The sequence below is a fragment of the Vibrio hyugaensis genome (genome assembly GCF_002906655.1).
Lineage (GTDB): Bacteria > Pseudomonadota > Gammaproteobacteria > Enterobacterales > Vibrionaceae > Vibrio > Vibrio hyugaensis.
Map to the genome: position 1 here is coordinate 1,287,671 of NZ_CP025795.1, position 25,767 is coordinate 1,313,437.

Below are 25,767 nucleotides of genomic sequence, written 5' to 3' on the forward strand. Positions count from 1 at the left end.
CCTATGTACCTGCACGAAATAGCTGGTGAAGCCTTTTATAGCCTTGTTGCGCGACACCACGCAGCCTCACCAAGACGCTCGCTACGCGAAAAAAACCGAGCTCTCCTAGGGCGCACAGATGTTCGCATTAACCCCCAGCTTCCTTGCATGCTCAAACAAGTTGCCAAACAGACCTCAATAGATACGAAAAGGTTGTTGTTTAACAGTACTTGTTTCCCTGTTGTCGGCGCTTGCCTTCAAGATAACAAAAGCAAAGCAAGACTTAGATGGCACCTGTTGAGCAATGATGGCAGTCACATCGCGGTCTTATCACGTACTACTTCTTCTCGGCTACGATTTAGCAGCGCACTAAAGTTCTGTCCGCAATGCCTTGAGGACGACACATTGAAATGGGGTCATGGTATTTGGCGTACCGTACATCAGTATTGCGGTATGTTCGTTTGTCCAAAGCATGCTTGTTGGCTGCAATATACACCGACAGATGCCGATGGCCTTAACAAACGCATCGAACTACCACCAACACCTTACGATAGATGTTTCCATGGTTCTGATCTTTGTTTAGAACGAGCGTTGAGGTTATCGCAATTCATCAGTAGTTGGCATCGCTATGAGTGCGAACGTCCATCCGAGCATATTGCTACAACCACTCACTCATCTTGGCTGAATAAGACCCATTTGTTAACTCAGAAAGGACAGATCAGGCAATCAGAAGCAATTAATCGTCTACAAGACTTTTGGGCTCCTCTATTTGCTGGTGCAAAGCTACTGCCTTCGAAACTATATCAGTTCAATTTCTTAAGGTGCCTTCTCCTAAACGACCACTACAACCATTACATACAGCATGCATTGGTTGGCGCTTTCTTTGCGAAGAACGCCAAGTGTTACTTTCTACAAACTGATCAGGTCTCAAATTACTGTAGTCGGGAATCTCATAAACCTCGTGTCTGTCTATCCGAGCTGACCTCAGGAAGCTCACTTCGTTCTGTCGCCAAGGCGACAGGGTGTTCGGTTGGCTTTTTGGCAGCCATGGCGCAACGCAATGGGGTCACAATCAAGCATCGATTTAAAAGACTCAACGATGCACTGGTCGACCAAATATTGAGACTCGCTTTCCGCGGGATCCATAGACGAGATATTGCCAAGTTATGCGGTGTTAGCGTTGGTACAGTAGAACAGCAAATTAATGCAATGTCAGGATTATCCGCATGGAGAAAACGACTCTGGTTCTGCCAAAAACGACATCAATATCGTCAAACACTCCAGAAGATCATTTTCCAAAACCCAACATTAACTCGGACAGAGATTAAACATTCGAGCAGTTGCTATATGTGGCTATTTCGATATGACAAAGACTGGCTAAACCAGCACTTACCAAAACGAGAGCCAGCTAAGTACCATCAATCTATTGATTGGAATCAGGTAGATAAAAAGCTGGCTAAACAAATTAAGCAACACGTAAAGAAGGCTACTTCGGTGTCACACGTCGAAAGACAGGTGGACTCACAACACTCATTAATCAAAAACAGAAAACGCCTCCCCCTTTCGATTGGGCAAGCGGAAAAAATCGTCTCAGAATCCAAAAATTAGGAACTATTACTATGAAATTTCTCGGTAAATTCAAACAAATTTTCGAAGCACACGAAGTCAAACCTCACTTACGTGACATCGCGATGTTTGTGACTCTTAATAATACAAGGCTCTATCCGAGAGAGCAGTTTGATGAAAATGGAGACATTCATCCGTACCTAGCACCACGTCTTGACCTGATTAAGATCATCAAACAAGAAAACTCAGTTAAGTGGTTCTTTACTGAAAGAACTTATCAAATTTGGGATTACAAAGTACCTGTTAGGCGCCCAGCTTTCCTCAAGGCACGCATGAAGCAATACATGAAAGCCGAAAAGTTGTTTGAGCAAAGTCGTAACTATGTCACAGCTAGCCCTGCATCACTCTTAAGAAGAGACGATGAAGCGAAAGTGTTCAACATGTTCTGTGATTACATGCTCACATTTAATCAAATCGCTGTTGAGAGCAAATCTATAACATTGAATGAATGGCTTGTGTGGTTTTCAGACATCAGGCGTATTGAAGCACAAAAAGAAGAAAACAAAGAAAAACAAAGACGTCACCGAGAAGTTATCGCTGAATGTAACAAATTGGAAGATGACCAAGACTCAACCGACGAAAATTAACCGTATGATGACCAACGCAATGATCGCTGTGAGGAGATCTGATGAATAAGCTCGAAACTAAGCGATTAAAAGCTATTGTCTCGCTTCTCAACGGCCTAGAACTAATTTCTCATGAGGAATTACCCGAAGAGCAGCACAACGCTCTTTGTATCAATGTGAACGGCTGGAGGTACTACCCGTCCTTTCAGTTCGATGAGCATTTTAACCTTATAGATAACCTTAGAAACAATCTTAGTCTCATGCGAGAAGGCCGAGACGACACTGATATTCTACTTTGGATGGTCTCCGAGAAATCGGTATTGGTGGAGCGAGCAGTTGCTCCACCAGCATTAGTTTCTAAATACCTAGATAAAGGTGACTTAGAAGGCTACGAGAGATTGGTCTCAGCAGAAGCGCAAAGTCATAAATACGTAACCGCTAAGCCCTGTGACTTGATTGATGACCCGCTGTTTGAGGTGTTCGTTGAGGACTGGTTTAATTGGTAATCACACTCAGAAATGGGCATCATTTATCTGTTATTAACAACATAATTTAGTCCACCAATTTGGTTAAGGGCATCAACTAAGAATTTTTGGTATTGAACTCTTTTTTGACTATCGGACAAATTTAGATTTAATAGACGTCTTAGGTTCTCTGTACTATTTAAACACTGTTCTAAGTTTTGTTGCCCTAAAGATTCTTGATACTGATAGCGTTCAATTAAGTCTATAAACTGCTGTTTACAAATAAATTTATTATAGCTTGCTTCTAATTCAAATAAGCTAACGCTTAAATCGGCACCGCAGCCAACACTTTTAACTAGCACTTCAACATCTTCTCTCGATATTCTTCGGTCAACAGGGTAAGAGAATTCAAACAACTGCTCTTGAGGGAACGGCTCTTCGTGTGGATGATAGTACCCCAACATTTCATTTGTTTTCTTGAAGTCACTATTACAACGAGTTCCTGCGGGAACGAAATTGTATAAAGAAAGGGATAGAAATGGATACTTCGACTTAGGATAGAAGTGGTCAATCGCAGGTCTATATCGATCGAATGGCTCAATAACTTCTTCAGCGCAATATGGGCAAAAGCTAATTTCGAGACTTTGGACTATCTCTCTACCAAAACTTTGAATTAAGTAATCATAATTAAAAGCACTATCTAAATCATTAACCCAATTTGGAAAACAATCAATCTGAGCGTCGGAAAGTTTAGAACTACCAGAGGTCAAAGTTGTCAGCTTTTTAAATAAGTCTCTCAAATCTCTGGGCGTTACAGTATTAGCTAACTGTTCTCTGTAGGACTCAAGGAGTAATGAGCGTCTAGTGGAGTTAAATTCATCGATGCACTCTATAACGATATCCTTTAAAAGAACGATTCTATCTTTGTCTACATTGCGTCGAATGTTGTAGTCAGTTGGATCAAAAGTAAAAGCAAAGTTTTGAAAGAAAACCTTCCGATTATATCTTTCTGATAGAATTGGTAATTCTTCAAAAATTTCCTGAAAAGCTAATTGCAGACACTGTACGTCCCCCTTAATAAGGATACTTAATCCACTTTCACCAAAAAAACATTCAAGTAGATCTCTATATTCTTCAGGCGCATCTTCCACAATTCGATTTATCCTATCGCGCATGTACTGTTTACATACACCCTCGTAACGATTCACCAAATCTTCAGCATAATTTGCGTTCAAATAAATCATTACTACTCGCTTAGCATTAGCTTAATATTTGGATTTTTTACTTTAGAAATCAGCAGTTTATCAAAACCAGTCTGTTCACCATTTAGCTTGTTGTTTAAGATATTGTCAATATATGTTTTTGAATGTTTACCGAAAGTAGATTCTAAGTGCATACCATCCATATAAAGCTGCAATATCTGTGTACCAAACCCGTACGATTCTCCAACTTTTGGAGCACTGGCTGATTCACGGTAAAGAGAAACAATATCTTCAGGTAAGAAGTCCCCAATAATAATAGGAGAGTGAGAAGTAACAACAAACTGAACTCTCTCTGTAGGATACTCTGTTTTTAAAAAGCTTAGCGTGTCCGCCAAAAACTCCCTCTGCCAGTCTGGATGTAAGTACAGATCCACTTCATCCATTACAATCAGATGACTTTCTAAATGGTCACGTTTTTTATCTTTGATGTAGTAAAAAAGTTGAGCATACAAATTCAATTTTGCAAACTCTCCCGTGCTAAACCCTTTCCAACCATAGTGAAAGTTAGATACGACATTACTAGGTAACTTGGATATAGACATCATCAAATCAATAATGAATGAAGTCTGGGAGGAAACAATCCTATCAGCATCCTTAATCCCAACATCGCTCCTATGAGCCATTATACACTCGGATATATCACTGATAATGCTAACAACATCATTAAATCTTTTGCATACGATAAGGGCATCGGCATGAGAGACGCCTTTCATTTCTGAATACTCATACATGTCGCTGCGAAGTAATAAATCTAACACTTTATCTGGTTCTGAAAGACTTAACCTCCCAGACATAAAACCAGCAAGAAGCTTCAGGAACATATAATCTTGTAAGCTCGCTCGAAATGAAGAGTACTTTGTTGCGTACCGAAGGGCCGACAGAAGGTTTGCACGTAGCAGTTCTGAAAATAAAGATACCTTGGGATCATCTATCGAGCTTGAAACGAGTGTTGGCTTAGAGACAAGCATATGTTCTAGTAGTTTAATTTCTTTAGGTGTAAGGTCAAAATCAACCTCAACTTGCTCTCTTGCTAAAAGATTCTTGAGATAAGTAGAGGAAGAAGACTTGAAAAAAAACTCAAACTCTACTTTGATATTTTTCTCTGTTGCCATCCAAGAACTGTTCGCAAAAAAGCTCATTAGCCGCGATATTCGCTCGGCTAACTTTGTAGAGCTTCCTGTTTTGTATTGAGCTAAGGTCAAATCGTGCGAAAACACATTCTTTCGTGTCCTTCGAGAAATCGTACTTGATTCCCCTCCAGACAAGTTGTTAGCTTTAATCAACCTCACCTTATGATAGTTAAGAAATCTTCGATAGTTGCTGCTGACTTTAACGGTATTCGACGACTCAATATCAATAGACTCAATGTCATAGTTGATAGGGCAAATGTGGTAGGTTTTTTCCTTATCGTTGAACCACACAAAGAACCCAGATGAGTCCGTAGCTTCATACGAAGACTCTATGAAATCTAGTAAAGTACTTTTCCCAGTACCATTTTTGCCTACAATCGCAGTACTTTGAATCCCATAGTAATAATCTAGGTTGTTCTCAACACGTCTAAGGCATAGCGTCCTATTCTCGAAAGTTATTCGGTGTGAGTTTGATAAACTGACCCCGATCTCTTCAAGGACATTGTGTTGCTCTACGTATACATAAGCTAGTTTCATAATTTTTTCTATCTGTTTGAGTTAGCTATTGCAGTTCTGTGATCGCACATTAGTCAAAAAGCAAAAACCAACATAAAATCAATCAATTAAAACTTCCATTAATCATACTTTAGTTCACCAAATAAACCTATCATCAAATCATCTTCGAGAATTTCATATGGTAGTTCTAAATATTCCTTAGAGTGTCGAGGGATTGCTTTTCCATCAAACGGAGCGTTCTTAGTGTGCCCTTGCACGTACTCTCCATTTTCCTTCACATAAGGTAAGACAACGATACGACCATGGTTTTTAGAAAGAATACTCCCTGTTTTCCAAAGTGTATTACCATTCTCATCAGCCTTGCTATAACTTGCCTCTTTGACGACCCACCCTATGTCTTCATTATCTTCAAACCAAAACACGAACCCTGATGCAACCACTACCTTATTACCTTTTAGCTCTGCTTCTAGCAGCATTCTTTTGACACTCGCTAATTGAAGTAATTTATTTGCTTGTGGCAGTAGCAACTTACGAATCTTAGCTTTAGTTTTCCCCCAGTGACATTCTCCTTTCATCTGATAAGCAGAAGCAATTTGCTCTCGGTAAAAGTATTTTGCAGTTTGCTTGTTATCCTTGATCTTTGTTGACCAATCACTATCACCTGTTCGTATAAGGCCGACCCCATGATGCTTTAGTCGAACAAATCTTAGATAAGGCATGTCACGTAAGAGAGCTAACAAAGGCGGTAAGAGTGCTTGAGAATTCGGAGGTAAAACGATTTCCTTCTCATTTGGCTTGGGATAGTTTTTATTACGACGCTTTCCTTCCAACAACATTAACTCTTCTTCACCAAACAAACGACTTTGCCGAACTACTGCTTTTTCAACCTTTAAGCGCAATGAATCTCGCTCTATTTGCGTTAAGTGGATTTGTTCCACAACAGTGTTTAGGCCTTTGTTCCTCTCCTCCGCAGCGATTTTAGCTAAGCTATAATTGTCATAAACTTCGGCTTTCACATGACCTGATGCCGTCTTTACGAAGCTCTTGTACCATTTAAGGGAAGTATCATATTGAAGTTTGAGATCATACATCTGCCATCTGCCCGCTTCGTACCATGGCTGGGGCCATACTGCGAGTGTGGGTAATGAGTACCCAGGCATTTCTTCTGGTCGCATTTCAACACCTTGCTACTAAACTCAACTTAATAATTTCAGAGTACTCTAAATGCTACTAACACCACAATTCTCACCTTACCTTACAACCGCTTTGTGTAAGTAGAAATCAAATGTTCATTCGTTAATGGCGAGAATATAAAAATAGTTATATCTGGGGCAGTGATTGCAACCCTATAACACAACTGATTGAATTATAACCTTCAAAAATGTAATGTATATGCAATTGATTTAATTCAACGTTGAATATGATGAACAAGGCAAAGACAGTAAAGTTGACTATTTATTTAGTTAAAGACAAGAGTGCCAAGCATTCCTCGATAATCGAGCTTGGTGGTGCAGAAGAACCCGTAAGCCTTGAGTTGGCTGGAGGCAATTGCTCCCTTTACATCAAAAAGCAGAAAGATAACCCACCGCAATGGGCCTCTCTACTCACATCAACGGGGCAAGTATCGAATGAGCAAATAGGCTTTGGCAAAAGCACTGGTGCAGCTCTTGTCATAAATTTACCTGAGGCAACATTTTTAGTTACTTTGGGGCAAGGCTTTCACTTAATGAATGATGAATCTATTGAACGAGACTTCGGACTTAGAGTCGCATTAAACTCGATTGCTCCTGAAGACATTCACAGTTTAGACAAAGCAACAAACGAGAGAACACCTTTAAGCTCAAGAACTCAAAGTGGGCTGGGCGTCGATCTATACGAAATGCTTGTTGACCCTGATAAAGACTTACTCTACGCCATCACTGGCAAAAGTACAGAGGGAACATTTGGCTCTTCTGTTACAGGAAGGGACTCATTCCAGATTAACGTCAAAGCTTCACTGTCCGACCTGCCAAACATTCTACGCAAAGCATTAGTTTATTATGGTACTCCTCTACCCAACGACTTCAAGTGGGTAGACAATGTACGAAAAATTAAAGACCCTAGACTCATTACAGATCTCAACGATGAACTAGTCAGCCACATCAACTTCAAGAACTTCGCTAAAATAGCTCTCATAGAGCCTGAAATAGTAGATTTTTCTGAAGTTGACGGTTACTCCTTCGCTGGAAACCAGAAAGCAGCTCGTTATCAGTTTCTCAGTATTGATAAATACTATGACTTCCTAACAGCTAACAAAACAACTATTGATATTGAAGACATCAGAGGTAGTTCTATTTACGTAAGAAATGCGCTCCACGAAACACAGATGACTTGGAGTGGTTTTCGATGTCTAGCTGCTGAAATAACGGTAAATGGGAAAACGTATATACTGCGAAATGCCATTTGGTACAAAGTTGACGATAACTTTGTTAAATCTATTGATTTAGAGGTAGCACAAATACCATTATATAGCGGCACTTTGCCCCAGTTCAATCACTCGGATGAGGGGGACTACAACGAATCAGTGTCCAAAACTCATGGATTTGATCTGATGGATAAAAAGCTTATTCCTCTAGGTACGGGATCTAGTAGAGTTGAGTTCTGTGACCTAATAAAAGACGAGTTTACGTTGATACACGTCAAAAAGTACTCTGGCTCAAGTACATTATCTCACCTCTTCTCTCAGGGGTTGGTTTCAGCCGAAGCATTCAAAAAAAGCGAACAATTTAGGGTAGACTTAAATAAGAAACTACCACCCTCTATCTCATTGCGGGACACAGCTATTCCCCCTGACTCAACAATGTATGAGATAGTTTATGCAATCTATACGGACAAAATACTACCTGATGAATTACCATTTTTCTCGAAGATAACTTTAAAGAATGCATATCAAAGCCTCAGAGCAATGAATTACAATGTCTCGATTGCAAAAATCAATATCAACAATGGAGCTAAACTTTTAGGTAAAGGTAAACCGCAAAAAAAACCAAAAAAACGAGTAGCTTAGGAATTGCACATGTTTGATTCGGTCTAGCGAGATTCAATTAGAAGATGTTTATTCGATAAACCTTTCGATAACCAGAGGGCACTGATTCTTGATCAAGTGCTCTTGCGTTATTGCCAATGTATTCTTCTCAATGAAAGTTAAATGCTCTCGTATCGATGCGCTGACATCTCTACTCTTGAGCCTGTCAAGCTGCTCTAGTTGTTTCAAAAACTCATCGAGCTTATTGATACTTCGAAATAACTCCAGATCTAAGGCAGGGACAACCCAATAGTGCTGAGCATTGCTTAGCTGCTCAACCATATCCAAGCCTGCTGGATCGTAATCATAGAAAAAGCCTACTTCAACGGCATTGTTGTCAAAGCATTCAATCAGAGTAGGTAGGTCTTTTTGGTTTTTTCCGTGACCACGGTAAACGAGCACAGCGGATTGCCATTCATCTGGCAAAGAGAGTACAACATCTTTCCATCGAACCATTAGCTCGCCATTTTCGATAATAAGTACTCGGCTAAAACGCGGGAAATCTAGATCATCCAACTCTACAGAAGCTACATACCTAGCTTCTTTTGGTACATCTGGCTGGTTCTTTAAAGGGATATTCACATTACCAGCTAAGCTAATGAGCTGCTGAAACACACCACCTTTTGCAGACTTCTCGCTAATACCAGGGCGTGCAGTATCCATCCGAGAGTTGCTACTCTGTTGAAAGGTCAGAAGATTTTGTCCCAATGTTGAAGTAAAATACTTTTCAATTTCCCTCAATTCTGAACGGGATAAAAGAATTGAATTGCCACTAACAGCCCCGACTTCTACGAGCCTGCAAACTTCAGTATTGGACTTGTTGGCAGGAATCCTCTCCCTTGAATTAACAACAATCCTCTTAGCAGCATTAATTAGCGATAGAGATAGCGTCATTTAGCACCTCCGATTGTTTCAAAAACAATATCACTAATAATAACATTACCGTCATAAGGTAATACGACTTCTCTTTCTTCCTTAATTTGAACGATACTCTTCAAACCGACTTTTTGCGCACTAATGTAACCATCGACCAGTAAAAGCCAATCCTCCAGTTCTATATCGAGATCAAACAGTGTATAGCTTTGCGCAGCAGATAGAGGGAGAATGTTAGGGTTGGATTTTATTGCCTCAAACATTAACTCTAGCGCTTCATCTACCTCGTTTAGTTCAAACTCTTCTTCATCTTCACGGACATCCGTAATTTCGATACTGTCTAAATCTGAAGCTTTACCTTTTTTCCTCTCACAGCTAGCAAGAGCCCTTACAGCCAAACCAATTAAGTCATCAGCTTGAATGTCACTGTTAGTATTTCCGTAGGCTCGTACTTCTGTTTCCGAACCCTGAGACAAGCAGTCAGGCAAACATTCAATGGAATCTATAGATGGCGAAAAGGTTTTGTCATCTTGGAACTTAGCTGCAAAAACATCAATAATGCGATTAAGCTTGGAAGATTTCTTATCTCGCTGAAGCTTTGCCAACATATCGACCATTTTTTTGTTTGATACATTTAAGTCCTTCAATGCTATATCGATTTTAGATTTAAGTAGCTTCAAAAGAATTCGCTCAAGGTGAATGTCAGTTTGTACCCACTCCCTTAGCTTTTTCACACTTAAATGCTCGAAGATACTATTGATTCTACCGATCTCACGTTTGCATCGACCGATTTGGCGAATTTTGTCATCAACATCAGTGACCATGCTAAATTCATCAGCAACGATCCTATGAAAAGAAGATACGGTCTCAACTAAGGCGTCATTTATCTCGACTGTTATCTCTCGAATTTCATCTAAGTAGTGTTGTTTTTTATCGTCATTAAAGTCCTTAACTCGTCGGTAACTGTCAACGGCATAATCCAAGTTTTCAATCTGATTAGAAAACTCACCATGACGTTCTCTGAATCTATAACGACTAGTTACCCTATCCAGTAAACGTTTAACAGACGAATGAACTTGGACTCCATGCTCATCATCTAAGTGATATGCCAACTGATGTTTTGTAAGTGCTGCAATTGCAGCTTTATTGCTTTCACTATGATGAAGTACTCCAGCTTGCTCATAGCAAGCCTCGTCTACTACCTCAGTATGAGTGCTTAAAGCTCGCACAGCTTCTTTTGACTCCACTTGTCGAGACATCTAAATCAACCCCATTTGAGTATCTAATTCATTTCCACCATCAGCTTCACTTTCCAGCATCCCTTCATTAATAGCGATAAACTCCAAAGTCTCATAAAGCAATGACCATTTCGCTGTAGCGATAAAGAGAGAACCAGTTGATGATGGAGATACAAAGTATCCTTCTTGGACAAGATAATCTAAGATAGACCTCAGCTTCGTTTTACTCTCTTTGCTTTTATGGGCTCTTTTAAGCTTGTGTGCAATATGATCAAGCTGATTTTGAAGTGAGTTACTTTCCTCTATTGCTGCGAGTAACTCTGACTCCGAAAGCTTGCCACCAGCCATGATAGGTCTGGAGTCTGAATCAATATTTCGGGCTAGTTTGAGCCAAGCGATTATTCCTTCCATCGTCTGCGAAAAAACTTCAAAGTCTTTGAGAACTTCGTTTTTCTTTCGAGTGTTATCGATGTTCTCGTATCCACAGTAAAAACCTAGGCCGTCTTGTGTTTCGACTGTTGTCATGCTTATTCGAGACAAGTATTGGTTCATGTCACTTCGATTTCTGGTATCGGATAAGTATGTGTACTCAATAGGAGATGCATATTCACATATCACCTTTTTACTCATGAGCATTCGGAAAACCGATTCAAACTTATTCATTCAACCACCTCCGTAGACTGATTTTGTTTCGACTCAGAAAGCAATGGATTGACTCTGCTTCTACGTCCACCAATAAATGATTTGACACCTACATTCTTCACGATGTGATTTTTAGTGGCGAAGTACTTGTAAGTAGCTGGATGCAGATCTGGCTGAGCTGTGAACAAGCAAATACCTTTTTGAGCCATCATGTCGAATAAAATAGCCAGGTTAGAAATAGAAATTTTCCCTAATTCGTCGAGCGGCCAGTGAATGGCAACGTCTTCATCCTGACACAAGAATCGAGTCATCCCACAGAAAACAACGATAATAGCTAGTTTGGAAATCCCTTCGGAGCCGACCTTTTCTAAATCTTCATCATTCCGAACCACTGCTGGGCGTCCATTCTCAACAATCGTTATCTCCATCTCGACCAAAGACTCTAGGTTTTTAGATATCTGAGCCTCTTTAAATGAAGCCAACAGTTGCTTGAAGGAAGCAAGAAACGCTTTGGAAGGTAGACCTCTTGAGGTTTCGCCTGACCATCTATCCAATTCGACACTAAATAGATTAAGGTCTTTCCAAAGATCAAAAGTATGTATCTTGCTTGATAATTTGATATGTATGCTGTCGATAGCAGGGAAAGGATTGCCCGTTTCAATCGACTTGTCCAAAGTGCTCGAAACTGAATCTACTTTACTATTCACCTGTTTAAGGGTTTGGTGATAGTTAGAAATCTGAGTCGATATTGAACGAAGTGTCTCAATTTTAACGTCCCTAACATCTGGAATCACGTTAAGGACAAGCTCTTCAAGATCTCCCAAGCAAGCAAGGGAAAATTGAGGACTATCGTAGTTGATAGCATAGTCATAATTTTCTGAGAGCTTCGTCATGGTCGCAGAGCGCATCTGTTCCCACATCATCTTTATTTCATTGTTGTCGTCCAACCCTAAGATTGTGTTACTTACGTCTTTTACTTTACTAACGATTTCTTTCTTAAGAGTGTTAATCGCAGTGATTTTATCCGTCACTAGACTCACTGCGTGCTCAACAGAATGAAATTCCGAATCTACAGAGACATCCTCTACGTTAGCTAAATCCGATTCATCGACCGCTTTTTCTAGACTGTTAGTACAAGTAGTAAGCTGCGCTATGGCCTCCTTGACTGTAATGAGTTCTTCTTCATCTAACTTAATTGAAGACAATACTTCATCAATTCTTTTGTTTACCGACTTCTCATAGTCGTCTCTCTTCGCTTCACCTCTCGCTATCTGGCGCTCTAAAACCAAAATTTCAGAATTATAGCTATCAATGTATTTCCATTCCGATTCTAGCCAAGTACCATAACCGTGAATTAAAGCTTGAAATGTTTTTATTTCCTCACATTGGCGCTCGAGGGATTCCCAGTTCAACTTGGCTCTTTCGATGCTAACTGGATCCACTCCTTTATTCATCAACGCCTGGTTGAACGCTAACTTGTAGTCACTAACTCTGTCTGAAGTTATCTTTTCTTTATTTTTAATCAGATCATCAATAGCACTTTTTTTCGCGTCTTCTTCTGACAAACGATAGTCGAAGTTAGCTTTTACCTGAACACGCTCCTGTTGATGGCGCTGTTCTTCGTTTTCAAGTTTTTCTTTCAGCTCAGACTTGATAGCGAAAAATTGCGACTCTAGTACGCTTTTCTGTTTCTTAACTTCAGATGTACGACTTTCAGCATCACTTTCAAACTGGACTGTTTTTTGATCTTTCAGGAGATTGAGCTTGCTCAGTTCTTCCTCAAAGACTTTTGTTCTTTGACTTTGAATTTTTATTTCTTTGTGAAGCTTATCTACTTCTTGCTCATCACTTTTGGCCCTGCTCTTCGCTTTACCTTGCCGAACTTCTACTTCTGACTCCTTGATTTTTAGAGTCTCTAATCGCTCTGAAAGCTTCTCTTCACTCAGACAAAAATCAGGAAGTGCGATTGAATCCAGATCCAAATAAAGACCAAAAATCGACTCCGTAGCTTCTGGGTCGAAAAATGGTTTCAAGTTTTTCGCATTTAACAAACTAGGAGTGATTACTTTGCCTATATTGCCGCGCCAATCAGGCACTTTTTGATCTAGGTACTCGTTGAGCGATCCTTTTGCTGGCAATAATGCACGACTAACAGAAACAATTTCATCTGAAATTTCTTTTAATTCGCTAGTACATGTGTGGTAAGTAGAAAGACTGTTCTCATGATTTTTCTCTGCCTGACGTAGTTGCTCATTCAAATGAATTACTGCATTGTGGGAAGCGTTAAGTTGTTCACGCTTACTCTCAAGATCACTTTCCAGACTACGTAGTTCGCCTTTTTGTTCTGGTGTGAACTCTAAAGACTGCCCTTCTAGAATTGCAAGTCGGAATTGTTCTTGTCTTATCTTGTCAGACTGTTCATCAAACTCATCTTGCAACTTTTTCTTTTGAAGGTTGAGGTCACTCTGCATCGCCTCTAAGCGGTCGTTTTTTTGCTCGAATATCTCTTCCTTAGTGTTAAGTATGTTATTGATCTCTTTTTGCTTACTGGAGCGGAAATTAGCACATTCGAGTTCCAATTTTTGTACCTGACTGTTAAACGTACTTTCTTCGGTTTCTACATCTTCCAGTAAGTTGTCATAATGTTTCCTTGCAGATTCTGCTTCCTTCAGCAAGTCACTCAAGCTATTGTAAAGCGTGATTTTTTCTAAAATATCATCCTCGTTCTCGTACTTGTCACGCTTATTGTAAATAGCATCAACTACTTTGGATTTCCTTTCAAACTCAGTCCGATGAATGCTTAACTCAGTATCAAGCTTTTGAAGTCTATCTTTCCTCTCACTGACTAGGGAGCCGTGCAACTCCTTCTGCGAACGAATTTTGTCAGACAACTGAGTGTCATTTAGTGCCAGTTGACGCTGATAAGAAGCGATTTGAGCTCGATAGGAGTTTAGTTGCTTGATGTACTCATCAAGGCTGTCTTTACTTGCAACTGCTTCATCGAACTTGCTCTTTTTAGTGTCTAGTTGAACAAACACATCTAGGCTATTTGCTAGGTTGATATACTCTTTCTTATATGGAACATCGTCCATCGATGTATTGTTCAAGAAACAGTCCACAATCATCGTCTTAAAACGGCTCAACATCTTCTTGTGACGCATCATTGTCGCCGTCAAAATGTCGATATGATTCATGTTATGGCTCGCAGAACACAACGAGTACTCATGGGCGATTGCTACTAAGTTTTTACCCGCACTGCGTCTTTGGGCCAAACGCTTTTTATTGTTTAGAATTACTGAACGGTAATCGACACTAGTTTCAATTTGCGAACTTACTGACATTGACTGAGACACAAGGTTTTTAAGCCATGTTCGAGTTTCACTTCCTTGCTTAATTAGCTCGTCGTACAAATGCTGAGAAAACAATTGTTCAGCGGTTCCTGTCAAAAACCTATAAGCGACACTGGAGCCATTTCGATACATTACAGAACACTTTCTCTCACCAAGCTTTTCATATTCGAACACGATGACAGATTTTGGGGTGGGCAAGTAGTAATCAACAAAGGAAACTTTATCCGCTTGTCTATCTACCAGCTTACTCGGATCGGCTCCATAGAACGCTGGAAGTAAGCTTAACAAAGTGGATTTACCAGCTCCGTTATCACCCGTATTGTTGCTATGCCCGATAGCCTTGACCTTGAATAGTTTCCCAGGGATAAAGGAGTGGAAAAGTACGATCCCTAGTAGTTTTGAGCTTTTTGTTTCAGATTTATTCATTTCTTTCATCACAGCGCGGTAGAGATATTCTCAACCCCTCGGTTAGTGAATGTTCTACAACAAACTTACTGACTCGGCTGCCACTAAGTAAGTCCATTATTTGTGCTTCCAACTTCCACCAGAGTTAAGAGGCTGCGTTTAAGATAGAAATGCCTCAACACCCAAAAGAGCCAAGTGTGTCGTGTCTACTAGCGGTCAAAGAATCAACTAGTGTCATATTACACTGGAATCAAATGATTCGTTAGAGTAAATTAGTACAGTTCATTTTGATAAGGGTAATCATTGTGCGTTGTGTCGAATCTCCACAAACCAAACGACTAAGGCTTATTGATTTCTATCTCTGCTTCTTTGGGAAAGTGAATCGCTCCGACCTTATTCAGCACGGTGATATTGCCGTTGCAACAGCAAGCCGCTCTTTTAATGCTTACAAAGAACGTTTTCCCAACAACACGGTTTTCAACGAAAGCCTGCGAGCATACATGAGGTCAGCATCGTTTAGCCCAGCTTTTGAGCATGACCCAGAAGCAGCTCTGAGGTTAATAGCATGGGGTCAGGAGCTTAACTCCATTCCAGTAACAACTTATGGTGTAAGCAGCTTTGCGACAGTGTTGGATTCACTATCTATTGATATCGTCTCTCAAGTCACAAGGTCGATTCTGAATAAACACTGTATTTCTGTCCTGTATAGTTCCTCAACTAGCACCGAGACTAGAACCCTGACGCCTCATTCTCTATTCAAAGGACTTGGGGCTTGGCACATCCGTGCTTGGGACAGCAAAAGACGTAAATTCCTGTGCTTTAGAGTCAGTCGAATTCTTAAGGCTCAGCAAACTGACAGCTCATACGACAAGACTATAAAGGACGATACTCTTTGGAACCGTGACGTTGTCCTAAGTGTTGCACCGCACTCTAAGCATGAAAATAGAAATGACTTAGCTATTGATCTAGGTATGGAGGGTCAATACGTGCGAAACATTACAACCAATGAAGCGTTAGCTGGTTACGTGCTAAATGACCTCCACGTAGACTGTACGCCTAATGCTTCGTTGCCGCCGCATGCCTTCAACTTGCAGTTGATGAATAGACACGAGCTAGAGCATGTTGACTCTATTCGAGCCCTAGTACCTGGATTTATACAGAACAAAGATGATAAAGCTTGAGGTAAGTAAGCCCTGAGCATATTGAGTTGCTTAAAAAAACAAGCGGCTGATTCATTACGAACTCGCGGCTCGTAAAGTGCGGTTCGGGTTTTACGAACTGAACAATCACTCTAAATGAGAGAGTTCTATTGAAGAGAGAGTTTTCAACTTAGTTAACCAAACCTGATGGCTTCATTTGCCATTAAGCGGTGGGAGTTTGCAACTTGGTTATTTTTGAGAAGTATTCCAGATGTCTGATTTAGAAAGCTAGCTAGTTTCCATCTTAGTTATCTGTGATCAGTAGAATCTGATAGACAAAGGCGAACCGATTGGTTCGCCTTTTTGTTATTGGGGAGTTTTTGACAAGCTCTTCGATCGAGTATTTTGTAGCATCGGTATTTAAAACCCAACCATGTCGCACCCTTGACATATGAGTAGTAGACTACGATTAAGCATTTAAAATATCAATAACTAGGGATGTGAAATTCGCAACAAAATACGCCACGTTGCGAATCACTTGTCAAAAAATTTTCAGTTCGCTTCTTCAATACCTACAATATCTTTGAATCCACCATTACAATAATCAAAATTATTTGCTAGAGCATATAGTAATGACGACCTCCAATCATTCATACCCATTTTCTGGTTATACTGCCTTTCTCCATCGAGCAAAAGAGTTTTTATTTTTTCGGGATCAGATGTTTTTGAGTATAAAGGCTCCATTAATACGTAAAATGACGTCATGAATATATTAATCTCTTTCAACAATCTACGATTTAAGTTAACTCTAGTCGATTGAAATTTCATCATCTCATACAAGTTGTCATCTAACTGCTCGATGTTCTCCAATTCAAACGAAATTCTCAGCTTGTTATCAACAATTTGTACATTAGCGAAGAAAAACCTATATTCTGACGGAACCTTATCATAGTAAATATGAAGAAAACTATTTGACGGCTCAGTTCCTGCCGCTGTTCTCTTTTTATTATTACACTTATGACACATAGGTACGAGATTACTAGAATATAAGGCTAGAGATTTATATATAGATCGTGGTAAGTGATGATCAAGTTCATCAGCCGGACCAATACTACAACATGGGCAACGCTCTGCAGAAAGTAAAAGCTCAGAGCGATAATTTTCTAAACGTCTGCCCTCTTGTACTTCTCCGTATCCATCGTGAATAGCTGACTTAGTATCTTCTGATAAATTAGGCGCTAACAAATCCTCATGAACTCTTCCATTAAGTTCTTCATACCTATCATAGATAGACTCGATAGCTTCGTACTCCACTTCACTTAAAGCGTATTTTGAGGTTCCATCCTGATAAGTTAGGGCTTTTCTAATAATTCCTAGTTTGTTTTCGTTATCTGGTAAATTTAGAGACCACATCTCTAGTCTCCTTTATTCACTAATAAGGACATGATATAAGCTCTAGCCTGCATACTTATTTCACCGTCAAATAACTCTTCAATTTGTTTTTTGAGTTTTTCATCGGTTGGAGTAATAAAACCTGACTGCAGTGTGTTTACTAATCTGTCTAATTCACCATGAAAGTCTGTAACCTCCGTTGACAAACTGAAGACATGGGATGTTATTGATGCTAGGTTTTCTCCGAATGACTGTATTTCAGGTGGAATAACCTTTGTAAGATCGCCTTTCCTACGAACAATTTTCACATGACGACTCAACGTTTCTTGGACCACTACTGGAGAGTGTGTTGCTACAATAGCAAATGCATCCAACTCACCTAGCACATGTCTTATTGAACTCATTAAGACCGCTAGTAGTGGAGGATGTAGGTGAGTTTCAGGCTCATCAAACAGAATTAGACTTCTTTTTTCTGAATGAGCAATTATACTAACAATTGAATGAACAACAAACTTATGCCCAGTTGAAGAATTTATAAACATTGCTGGTAACGTGCTTTTTATATTATCTTCTTTGATACCCTTTACAAGATCATAAAAAGAACTTTCTTTAGATAGAATATTAAAAACATCAAAAAGCAAGTCTAATTTATTACGTTTTAAAATAACATCTAAAAGTAACTTAACTTCTTCAAGTAACGATTCGATAGATTTTAAATTAGTAAATGATTGACGATCTTTTAATATTTCTTCTTCCGTCAGTCGTCCTCTATCATCTGTTATCATGCTACTAATTGAAAAATCTAACTCTTTTTGTATATCTCGTATTCCACAAAATATATATCTGCCTTTACCAATCCCCATATCCTTGAGTATTTGTTCTTTTTCTTGAATATAGATCCCTGGAATTTGAAAACTGTCGAAGGCACTATATGAAATGTTTATTATTTTTGGAAACCCCAAGCCTATAGGTTCAAATTCGCCTACTTGTCTAAGTACTGGATCTCTTCGATCTGCTCCTGAAGCAAATGCAACTCTCGAGATTTTTGATAGTAATGTACTTTTACCGGAACCATTTCTACCAACTAGAACACTGATTCTACTGGGCAGTTTTTTATTATACGCATATTCAGGAGAGTCAAAATTAAACTCAATTGGCTGTTGTAAAGAATGGTTTTTGAATTTAAAGCTTAGGTCGATGCTAGGTAATTTTTCATAATCTTTACTAATCATCATTTGAGGAAGAACAAAAATGTCATCATCTTCGTCAATATATCGCATTACGGAAATATTCCAACCTTCCTCATTTTGGAATTCACTCTTCAAACTTGGGTTAATTACAACATCATTTAAAGCAGAAAATAAATAGTTTCTAATTTCAGGATCGATATTAGCTAGGCGCTCATAGTAGTCTAGTGATTGGCCTAGCGAACAAAACTCATTCCCTAAGGTTTCAAAATCTCCAATCGTAAGCAAATGTGTGTCACTCGATAGTTGACCGCGCTTGAGTATTTTGACATCACCAATAGATACTGCATCTCCATCTAAGCTGTGCGCTCCAGAAAGAAGCAAGTGATATTGAGTTTGAAAGCTATGATCATTCCAGTTATCTTGCCTAAGATAAAAGGTAACATCTTTTTCTTTTAAATTGTTGTTAGATGAAGGGGAAATTACTCTTATCAAAATTGACCTCATTAGTTTTAACTAAGCTTTGAGCCTATGTGACATTTATCAAATAAATCTATTCTCTTTGGAACATTGTGCCGAATTGACCGACTCACTCAATAGATATACTTCATGCTTTCAATAACATAAAGTGGCTTAACTGGGAGCTGCATGAGAAGAATTTATTACGGCAACTGCTACTTAAGGTAAATAGTCTAAGTAACTCTTGGGCGCTATTAGCTAAAGGGCTAATATCGTTACTCCATTACTTTAACTGCTAAAATATTCCCCACTCATCACTTTCTGTGCTGTTCAGACTAAACACTAACTCCGTAGCGCGCTTTGTAAGATTCCTAGTCTCGCCTAGCCTCGCTGGAATGACCCGACTGAAGACGCCGAGTGTAGTGGTTCAGCGGTTTCGTCTTAATTTGAGTAACCCACTAAACACTAAGCTTCAAGATAGAAAAAGGCGAACCGCGTGGTTCGCCTTTTTTGTATGGGATGACCCGTCCTAAATAAGGTTGACACTTCCCAATCAGAAAATTGGAGAGTGTTATGAAATCAGTAACTAGACGAACTCAATGTGACTATTCCCTCGCTTTTAAATTGGATGTTGTTGACCAAGTTGAAAGAGGTGAACTGACTTATAAACAGGCTCAAGAGAAATACGGCATACAAGGTTGTTCTACAGTATTAGTGTGGCTCCGAAAACATGGTCGACTCGATTGGTCTAGGGGCACTCCTCGATTCTTGAAAAAAGGCTTGCCTATGTCTGAACTCAATTCACCTCCTACACCAGAGCAACGTATCAAAGAGCTGGAAAAGCTGCTCGAAGATACCAAGCTAAGAGCCGACTTCTTTGAAGAAGTGGTCAAAGTTATGGAACGAGACCACGGTGTTCGAGTCGTAAAAAAGCACAAAGGTGCGTCGTCCAAGAGCAAAACATAGCTCTGCTTAACGTGACTAAATTTTGCCAAATCGTAAATATCACTAGGCAAGCCTATTACAAGCAATGCCTTACTGACGCTCGTAAGTTGCGACGCGATGAAGTACTTCTGAGTTTTGTTCGTGAGACTCGTATCAAACAAGCCCGCATAGGAACTAGGAAGCTGAAGTATCTGATGGAACAAGCAGGAATGACTGTAGGCAGGGACTATCTTTTTACACTGCTTAAACATCATCGCCTGCTTGTGAAAACCAAGCGTGCTTACCACCGAACAACAGATAGCCATCATAGGTTTTACTGCCACCCAAATAGAATAAAGGATGGTTTTAAGCCAGAGAGGCCTGAAGAGTTGTGGGTCGCTGATATTACCTATCTTCCTACTTATGAAGGGAATAGTTATGTTAGCCTGATTACCGATGCCTACTCTAGGAAAATCGTCGGTTACAGTGTGGATGACAACATGCAAACGAGTGTTGTAAAACAAGCTTTTATAGGAGCGTTAAAAAAACGTCGAAGTAAAGGAAGCTTAATCCATCATTCAGATAGAGGTTCCCAGTACTGCTCAAAGGAATACCAAGACTTACATGCTAAGCACAAGGTAGTGTGTTCAATGACGGATGGGTATGACTGTTACCAGAATGCATTGGCAGAGAGAGTAAACGGCATTTTGAAAATGGAATACCTCTTGCGAAAGCCCAAAGATATTGCTCAGGCGAGAAAAATGGTCGCTGAGTCAGTAGAAATCTATAATCAGATGAGGCCTCATACAGCGCTAAAATACAAAACGCCCGATGAGGTACATCGAGCGTTTTAACGTAAAAAGTGTCAACCTATATCAGGACGGGTCAGGATGAAGTAATTAAGTTAGGACTGAGACGTTTAAGGTGTTAAACCTAAGCTAATAATAACGAGAGTTGCTTCCTACCTCCCCTAATCGCCGGTCAAGTTATCGCTCTTCACCACCGCAACGTAGTTCTCAATCACTGGGTGATCGAACTGTTCCGATTCGTACATCACCCAACGTTGGGCTACGGTGAGGTCAGTAAACGAACCATCCTTAAAATCACCGCGCCATCGAACATCAAATTCAGCGGCATACTTACCTTCGCCAAGGTAAGAGACATCAATACTCTCGATATCGTGGTCGTCAGACAGCAATAACTCATGTATCCAATGGTGCCATTCCATAAACTCACTTTAAGAAAAATTTTAGTTTAACGGACTGACATCGTTGCCTAATTGGCTTTTTACTCCCGTTTCTGGCTATCCATGTTCACACTCCAATCCATAATGTAAAGCTTGGGATTTGATAATTAGAGGGCGTATGGAACACTAGTTAAACGACCAATATTCCAATTACAATTCACGCGACAGAGCTAGAACAACTCTCACTTTATAAACTCATGAATGACAACATCAGCATTGTCTTGGACTGACTCGTTACCAATTATCTCTGGCCAGTATGTCACTTGATTTGCCAATTTGCCTGTTAGTCCTTTTTCACTGCCCCACCAAATACCAGATTCAAAAGCCTCATTATTTAGCATCACATCGACATAGCGTTTAGCCCCCACTTCTACAGAATGGGCTCTACCAAGGAACTGCATTAGCCGCATTGTGGCATTGGTCACCCACTTTTGATACCAAGGAAAAGCATCAGCTCCAGACGTACCCGCAGCCATTCCTGGATCAATAGTAACGAACCTAAAGTTCTTATGTTTTCGTGCCATACTCATGGTCCATAGGGCACCCATAAGTTTTACGGAGCCATAGTGGTCGGTATAAGCCTTGTTATTGGCAAATTTTTCTCCATTTACGACCGACATCCACTCTTTTATAGATCCTTCTGTAATTGGAGGTTTCGCTGCGCCAATCTCAGGAGCACCTCTTGCCGCAAAGCTGGCGACATACATGACCGAGCCCCCTGTGTTTAGCTTGCCGTTATCCATTAAAAGCTCAGCCAAATGGATGTTTCCTAACACATTTACTGCAAAGGTAAAAATAACACCATCTTTTGTTAGTTTTGTGGGCTCAGAACCGCCTGCACCACCCGCATTCAATACGATACCATCGACTTTGGCGTCAAGATTCTCAGCCGCTTTTCGACATGACTCTAAATCACTCACATCTACTATTAATGTTTCGAAAATTTTCTTGCCCGTTAGTTCTTCCAATTGATGAAGCGCCTCTGCAGCTCGCGCTTCACTTCGACACGCCAAAATAATTTTGGAAATACCTTTTCTTTGGGCAAACTGTCTAGCAGCCTCGAAACCAAGTCCAGAGTTCGCCCCGGTGATTAAAATTGAAGAATAAGTCATATCGAACACCTAGTGTTGGGGATAGAAGATTAGAAGTGAAAGAGCTGTTGATATATTAAAAAAGATTAATGACTCAAATTTTAGTTCATTAAATTCTTACGCAGCGAACACTGAACATATACTCTTTTGAGCTGGTAGCACGACGAATTTCGCCTTTGTGCGAATTCCACCACGAGTAAGCCAATGTGCGAATAATACCTTTAGAGTCAGAAGCGCTATCTGCAGTCCAAAACTCGGTGTAAGCACCTTCAGTGATATAAAAACCGTTCCATTTCACACCAACAGGCCTTGCGAAAAACTTATGTTTATTGACCAATGATTGGTCCATTTTTTTTAATGGTCCGTCAGTTTGCGCCTCTTTCAGTTGCAAACCAATATCTTGGTCACCGCCGCGCCAACCCTCTTGGTGAAGCTCCTCTTCAGACATACCGATGCTTCGCTCAAGCGTCTTCCAATCTTCGTCAGTCGCGACTCTCCAACCTTCAGGACAAAGGTTTCTCTCATCAGCAACGTCATGCCAATTGTAAAGTCGACCGTACTTTAATAAGTTAGCTTCGTCATCGTTTGGAATGACGCCAGATCGCACCGCAGAGCCATCTTGGAATTGAGTACTTCTTAATCCTTCGGCTAACCAAACCTGATCGCCGATGGTCACCGTTCTGTAGATGTTACCTTCTGCGTCCCGCACAGTGTCTTCTAATTGGTAAAGCGCATTGTTGATGCCATTCGCAGAGGTTGTAGCAGCAAGTACCATACTGACTCCTGTAGATAAAATGATATTTTTCACGACAAGTAACCTTTCATTGGCGTAGTGTTATTACTATATCTATCAATTTGCATCTAAACTAGGCGAAATACTCTTGAAAAAATGCCTATTTGTATCACATGTAGATTCTAGGCTACCTCGCTGTATGGTTCGATAACTAGGTAATATTCTCAATAATGTCCTTTGACCGACTCCATTGTTTAGGCGATTGACCAAACATGCGTTTAAACTCTCGGCTAAATTGAGAGGACCTCACATACCCTACCGCCATCGCCGCCTCGTTAACGTTCATCCCTGCAGCTATCTTCATAGCGGCTTTGTTTAGGCGCATCGACTTCATAAATTGGATTGGGGACATACGAGTTGCTTGTTTGAATTTGCGATGGAAAACTGCACGACTCATACTAACTATAGAAGCAAGTTCATCGATGGTAACGTTCTTACTAAGATTAAGTGTTAGGTACTCAATCGACTTAGCGATTTCGTTCCCAATACCAAACGCTCGTCTTGCAGAAATGCCAGCATCACCTTTCAAGACTGCGTAGTAGAATTCGCGTAGGCGACTTTCACCCAAGATAGCGGTATCTGCGCTATTCTCGCAAAGTTGGAGTAACCTTAGCAGCGCATCAGAAAAGGGGTCATCCCAGTTAGCTAATGACATGCCAGGCGGTTGTGAACTACTTTTGGGTAATTTTATCGCGCCAGTAGTACTTTCCATTTCAATAGCCAGTTCAGTCATCACCTTGGTATCTAGAGATATATAGACTCCCAACAATGGAGTTTCTGAAGAAGCTTCAGGAGTCCCCGCTTCGACGGGCATAGATACTGTGCAGCACATGTATTGACTGTTGTCATAGATGTAATGTTCGCCGTCAAGAATCGCTTCTTTCTTGCCACTCAATATTACAACCACCGTCGGTTCATATACCGCTGGCGCACAAGGAATCGAGTGCGTCACTCGGAACAGACTGACACCTTTGATTCCCGTTTCGATGATGCCGTCTTCAGTGATCCGGCTCTCTACTATTTGTTTAATTCTCTGTTTCATTTTTAGCTTCGATGTTTAAGTTGATACAAATAGGCACGTTTTCGAGAGGATTTATTCTACTTAGATAAACCCACGAGAGATATAGTCAAATCTACCTAACGATAGTCCCTCAAATAACAGCTTGCAAATACAGTTCACCATTAGCAGCGAGCTCCACAAGATTGAAGAGACTCACACTATGACGATTCGACTACTTGGCAAAAAACTGATGGTAAAGAACCCTGTGCTCGCAAGTTGTCATGATTCAGTCACTGAGTCTGAATTAGAGTTAGCTCATGAAGATCAAACCCCAAAGATCAAAAAAGGCGAACCGCTTGGCTCGCCTCTTTTGTTAAAAGAAATTTGTTAGCTCGCTTTTGATGCCGCGTGCTGCTCTACCATAAACGCGATGACTTCTGCGTTTAAGCAAGATTTGCTGATGTATTGGCGTTGTTTACCCAGATGAAGAATAAAGCCCAAATCAGTTTGTTCGAGTTGGTCGATTTCATTCCAAGCTAGGCTGCGGTCAACTTTACCGCTTTTGTAGCGCACGCCATCTGCGTTCACTTGAAATACTACTTTGCTGCCACGGCTTGAGCTGATGGTTTGACGCCACAGCCACCAAGTTCTTTTGAAGTAAACGCTACATGCTTCAATAACACTCAATACAATAAAGAACCAACCGACATAGCCGTTAGGTAGCAGTTCAAACTCTAATAAGACCACACCAAAGATAAGAAACAGTATCCCTTTTAGGTACGCATGTGGGAACTTAGTTGGCTGACTAGTTTGATCATAACACTCAGCAAAGAAAGGTTTGTCGAGTGTGTATTCTGTGGTGAATTCGAAATCTTTAGACATGTATGGTTACTTTAAGGTTTCTGTAAATGAGTATTCTTGGTTGCACTCTCGCAACGCGTGCATTGTAGCGCTTCTCGGAGCTTATCTTTAGTCCTTTTGATTCTGTTTTGTAAATCAATGATAACAAAACGCTAGAAGACCTCGGTGCACTTGCTAAGATCAAACAAGGCGAACCAATTGGCTCGCCTTGTTAATTGATAATCGTTGTTATTTCTTCAAGTTTTCTATTTTAGAGGGTCATTGTCTGGCAACGCACTGTGAATCCAAAGTGCCAGTCTGTGTTTGATGTTTGCGCCATCTAATTTGCTGTCCGGTAGTGGCGTGATCTGTTTAGCATCAACCAAGAACAGGTAAATCGCTTTTACTCTTACTGGTTGTGGTGACTGAGGAAGGTCAAAGCCCTGCATCTTTGCCATCTTCCCGGCAATCTCTAGTGCCTTTTTAACCAGTTTATCTTCATTGTGAAGCTTGGAGCTTTTTGACATTGATAAAATCCTCTTGTTCGCTTGACCTCAGAATACATGAAGTAACGCCAGTGA

At 40.3% G+C, this 25,767-nt stretch carries 21 protein-coding genes; 6 read left to right on the forward strand and 15 right to left on the reverse strand.

Going from position 1 to position 25,767, the window contains the following annotated elements; translation table 11 throughout:
• Nucleotides 1–3: 3 nt before the first annotated feature.
• From C1S74_RS22855 to C1S74_RS26945, 3 genes are read left to right on the forward strand one after another with little or no spacing between them, the layout of a single operon-like run.
• Nucleotides 4–1,587, forward strand: coding sequence for a TnsD family Tn7-like transposition protein (locus tag C1S74_RS22855; RefSeq protein ID WP_045401964.1), 1,584 nt, complete (start codon nucleotides 4–6; stop codon nucleotides 1,585–1,587).
• An 11-nt stretch (nucleotides 1,588–1,598) separates the two neighbouring features.
• Nucleotides 1,599–2,192: a hypothetical protein gene (locus tag C1S74_RS22860; RefSeq protein WP_045401967.1), complete on the forward strand. Its 594-nt coding sequence runs from the start codon at nucleotides 1,599–1,601 to the stop codon at nucleotides 2,190–2,192.
• Nucleotides 2,193–2,233: 41 nt separating this feature from the next.
• Nucleotides 2,234–2,677, forward strand: a complete 444-nt coding sequence (locus C1S74_RS26945; RefSeq protein ID WP_231578917.1) for a hypothetical protein — start codon at nucleotides 2,234–2,236, stop codon at nucleotides 2,675–2,677.
• Nucleotides 2,678–2,700: 23 nt separating this feature from the next.
• Here the strand turns inward: C1S74_RS26945 and C1S74_RS22870 are convergent, their stop codons facing one another.
• The 3 genes from C1S74_RS22870 to C1S74_RS22880 all read right to left on the reverse strand — a co-directional run bounded on the left by C1S74_RS22870 (nucleotide 2,701) and on the right by C1S74_RS22880 (nucleotide 6,718).
• The gene (locus C1S74_RS22870; protein WP_045401970.1) at nucleotides 2,701–3,879 is read right to left on the reverse strand and encodes a hypothetical protein; all 1,179 of its coding nucleotides are present in this window, start codon (nucleotides 3,877–3,879) and stop codon (nucleotides 2,701–2,703) included.
• A 2-nt stretch (nucleotides 3,880–3,881) separates the two neighbouring features.
• Nucleotides 3,882–5,564, reverse strand: coding sequence for an AAA family ATPase (locus C1S74_RS22875; RefSeq protein ID WP_045401973.1), 1,683 nt, complete (start codon nucleotides 5,562–5,564; stop codon nucleotides 3,882–3,884).
• Between the two features lie 98 nt (nucleotides 5,565–5,662).
• A complete protein-coding gene (locus C1S74_RS22880; protein ID WP_045401976.1) occupies nucleotides 5,663–6,718 on the reverse strand; it encodes a hypothetical protein in 1,056 nt (351 codons plus the stop codon).
• Nucleotides 6,719–6,963: 245 nt separating this feature from the next.
• Between C1S74_RS22880 and C1S74_RS22885 the strand changes: the two genes are divergently transcribed.
• Nucleotides 6,964–8,589 carry a TIGR04141 family sporadically distributed protein gene (locus C1S74_RS22885; protein WP_052437315.1) on the forward strand — a complete coding sequence of 542 codons (1,626 nt, stop codon included), beginning with the start codon at nucleotides 6,964–6,966 and terminating at the stop codon, nucleotides 8,587–8,589.
• Nucleotides 8,590–8,637: 48 nt separating this feature from the next.
• Here the strand turns inward: C1S74_RS22885 and C1S74_RS22890 are convergent, their stop codons facing one another.
• The 4 genes from C1S74_RS22890 to C1S74_RS22905 all read right to left on the reverse strand — a co-directional run bounded on the left by C1S74_RS22890 (nucleotide 8,638) and on the right by C1S74_RS22905 (nucleotide 15,136).
• Nucleotides 8,638–9,270 carry a DUF7281 domain-containing protein gene (locus tag C1S74_RS22890; protein WP_156145325.1) on the reverse strand — a complete coding sequence of 211 codons (633 nt, stop codon included), beginning with the start codon at nucleotides 9,268–9,270 and terminating at the stop codon, nucleotides 8,638–8,640.
• 227 nt (nucleotides 9,271–9,497) lie between these two features.
• On the reverse strand, nucleotides 9,498–10,739 hold the full coding sequence (locus tag C1S74_RS22895; protein WP_045401982.1) for a hypothetical protein: 1,242 nt from the start codon (nucleotides 10,737–10,739) through the stop codon (nucleotides 9,498–9,500).
• Complete coding sequence (locus tag C1S74_RS22900; RefSeq protein ID WP_045401984.1) at nucleotides 10,740–11,381, reverse strand: condensin complex protein MksE; 642 nt, start codon at nucleotides 11,379–11,381, stop codon at nucleotides 10,740–10,742.
• Nucleotides 11,378–15,136, reverse strand: a complete 3,759-nt coding sequence (locus tag C1S74_RS22905) for an ATP-binding protein (RefSeq protein ID WP_158652393.1) — start codon at nucleotides 15,134–15,136, stop codon at nucleotides 11,378–11,380. The genes C1S74_RS22900 and C1S74_RS22905 overlap by 4 nt, the downstream gene beginning before the upstream one ends.
• Before the next feature lie 284 nt (nucleotides 15,137–15,420).
• Here C1S74_RS22905 and C1S74_RS22910 point away from each other — a divergent pair, with 284 nt between their 5' ends.
• Entirely contained in the window at nucleotides 15,421–16,296 is an 876-nt protein-coding gene (locus C1S74_RS22910; protein WP_045401989.1) for a BrxR family helix-turn-helix transcriptional regulator, read from the forward strand.
• A 510-nt stretch (nucleotides 16,297–16,806) separates the two neighbouring features.
• Here C1S74_RS22910 and C1S74_RS22915 read toward each other — a convergent pair.
• Nucleotides 16,807–17,667, reverse strand: coding sequence for an HNH endonuclease (locus tag C1S74_RS22915; protein ID WP_045401992.1), 861 nt, complete (start codon nucleotides 17,665–17,667; stop codon nucleotides 16,807–16,809).
• A gap of 2 nt (nucleotides 17,668–17,669) precedes the next feature.
• Nucleotides 17,670–19,328 carry an AAA family ATPase gene (locus tag C1S74_RS22920; protein ID WP_045401995.1) on the reverse strand — a complete coding sequence of 553 codons (1,659 nt, stop codon included), beginning with the start codon at nucleotides 19,326–19,328 and terminating at the stop codon, nucleotides 17,670–17,672.
• A 537-nt stretch (nucleotides 19,329–19,865) separates the two neighbouring features.
• Between C1S74_RS22920 and C1S74_RS22925 the strand changes: the two genes are divergently transcribed.
• A protein-coding gene (locus tag C1S74_RS22925) for an IS3 family transposase (RefSeq protein WP_103415374.1) occupies nucleotides 19,866–21,070 on the forward strand; the annotation gives its coding sequence in 2 pieces (ribosomal slippage) (nucleotides 19,866–20,235 and nucleotides 20,235–21,070; 1,206 coding nt in all).
• Nucleotides 21,071–21,186: 116 nt separating this feature from the next.
• Here C1S74_RS22925 and C1S74_RS22930 read toward each other — a convergent pair.
• The 6 genes from C1S74_RS22930 to C1S74_RS22955 all read right to left on the reverse strand — a co-directional run bounded on the left by C1S74_RS22930 (nucleotide 21,187) and on the right by C1S74_RS22955 (nucleotide 25,713).
• On the reverse strand, nucleotides 21,187–21,444 hold the full coding sequence (locus tag C1S74_RS22930) for a hypothetical protein (RefSeq protein ID WP_045395959.1): 258 nt from the start codon (nucleotides 21,442–21,444) through the stop codon (nucleotides 21,187–21,189).
• 200 nt (nucleotides 21,445–21,644) lie between these two features.
• Entirely contained in the window at nucleotides 21,645–22,574 is a 930-nt protein-coding gene (locus tag C1S74_RS22935; protein ID WP_045395961.1) for an SDR family NAD(P)-dependent oxidoreductase, read from the reverse strand.
• Nucleotides 22,575–22,662: 88 nt separating this feature from the next.
• Entirely contained in the window at nucleotides 22,663–23,361 is a 699-nt protein-coding gene (locus tag C1S74_RS22940; RefSeq protein ID WP_231578726.1) for a fibrobacter succinogenes major paralogous domain-containing protein, read from the reverse strand.
• Between the two features lie 136 nt (nucleotides 23,362–23,497).
• Nucleotides 23,498–24,388, reverse strand: a complete 891-nt coding sequence (locus C1S74_RS22945; protein ID WP_045395967.1) for an AraC family transcriptional regulator — start codon at nucleotides 24,386–24,388, stop codon at nucleotides 23,498–23,500.
• A 345-nt stretch (nucleotides 24,389–24,733) separates the two neighbouring features.
• A complete protein-coding gene (locus C1S74_RS22950) occupies nucleotides 24,734–25,228 on the reverse strand; it encodes a YcxB family protein (RefSeq protein ID WP_045395969.1) in 495 nt (164 codons plus the stop codon).
• A 224-nt stretch (nucleotides 25,229–25,452) separates the two neighbouring features.
• Nucleotides 25,453–25,713 carry a DUF5062 family protein gene (locus tag C1S74_RS22955; RefSeq protein ID WP_038870892.1) on the reverse strand — a complete coding sequence of 87 codons (261 nt, stop codon included), beginning with the start codon at nucleotides 25,711–25,713 and terminating at the stop codon, nucleotides 25,453–25,455.
• Nucleotides 25,714–25,767: the final 54 nt, after the last annotated feature.

What these genes read in the sequence shown, in the direction of transcription:
- C1S74_RS22945 (WP_045395967.1), bottom strand. Translation starts at nt 24,388, where the DNA reads ATGAAACAGAGAATTAAACAAATAGTAGAGAGCCGGATCACTGAAGAC.
- C1S74_RS22860 (WP_045401967.1), top strand. Translation starts at nt 1,599, where the DNA reads ATGAAATTTCTCGGTAAATTCAAACAAATTTTCGAAGCACACGAAGTC.
- C1S74_RS26945 (WP_231578917.1), top strand. Translation starts at nt 2,234, where the DNA reads ATGAATAAGCTCGAAACTAAGCGATTAAAAGCTATTGTCTCGCTTCTC.
- C1S74_RS22880 (WP_045401976.1), bottom strand. Translation starts at nt 6,718, where the DNA reads ATGCGACCAGAAGAAATGCCTGGGTACTCATTACCCACACTCGCAGTA.
- C1S74_RS22915 (WP_045401992.1), bottom strand. Translation starts at nt 17,667, where the DNA reads ATGTGGTCTCTAAATTTACCAGATAACGAAAACAAACTAGGAATTATT.
- C1S74_RS22955 (WP_038870892.1), bottom strand. Translation starts at nt 25,713, where the DNA reads ATGTCAAAAAGCTCCAAGCTTCACAATGAAGATAAACTGGTTAAAAAG.
- C1S74_RS22885 (WP_052437315.1), top strand. Translation starts at nt 6,964, where the DNA reads ATGATGAACAAGGCAAAGACAGTAAAGTTGACTATTTATTTAGTTAAA.
- C1S74_RS22900 (WP_045401984.1), bottom strand. Translation starts at nt 11,381, where the DNA reads ATGAATAAGTTTGAATCGGTTTTCCGAATGCTCATGAGTAAAAAGGTG.
- C1S74_RS22905 (WP_158652393.1), bottom strand. Translation starts at nt 15,136, where the DNA reads ATGAATAAATCTGAAACAAAAAGCTCAAAACTACTAGGGATCGTACTT.
- C1S74_RS22935 (WP_045395961.1), bottom strand. Translation starts at nt 22,574, where the DNA reads ATGACTTATTCTTCAATTTTAATCACCGGGGCGAACTCTGGACTTGGT.
- C1S74_RS22950 (WP_045395969.1), bottom strand. Translation starts at nt 25,228, where the DNA reads ATGTCTAAAGATTTCGAATTCACCACAGAATACACACTCGACAAACCT.
- C1S74_RS22875 (WP_045401973.1), bottom strand. Translation starts at nt 5,564, where the DNA reads ATGAAACTAGCTTATGTATACGTAGAGCAACACAATGTCCTTGAAGAG.
- C1S74_RS22890 (WP_156145325.1), bottom strand. Translation starts at nt 9,270, where the DNA reads ATGGATACTGCACGCCCTGGTATTAGCGAGAAGTCTGCAAAAGGTGGT.
- C1S74_RS22870 (WP_045401970.1), bottom strand. Translation starts at nt 3,879, where the DNA reads ATGATTTATTTGAACGCAAATTATGCTGAAGATTTGGTGAATCGTTAC.
- C1S74_RS22895 (WP_045401982.1), bottom strand. Translation starts at nt 10,739, where the DNA reads ATGTCTCGACAAGTGGAGTCAAAAGAAGCTGTGCGAGCTTTAAGCACT.
- C1S74_RS22855 (WP_045401964.1), top strand. Translation starts at nt 4, where the DNA reads ATGTACCTGCACGAAATAGCTGGTGAAGCCTTTTATAGCCTTGTTGCG.
- C1S74_RS22930 (WP_045395959.1), bottom strand. Translation starts at nt 21,444, where the DNA reads ATGGAATGGCACCATTGGATACATGAGTTATTGCTGTCTGACGACCAC.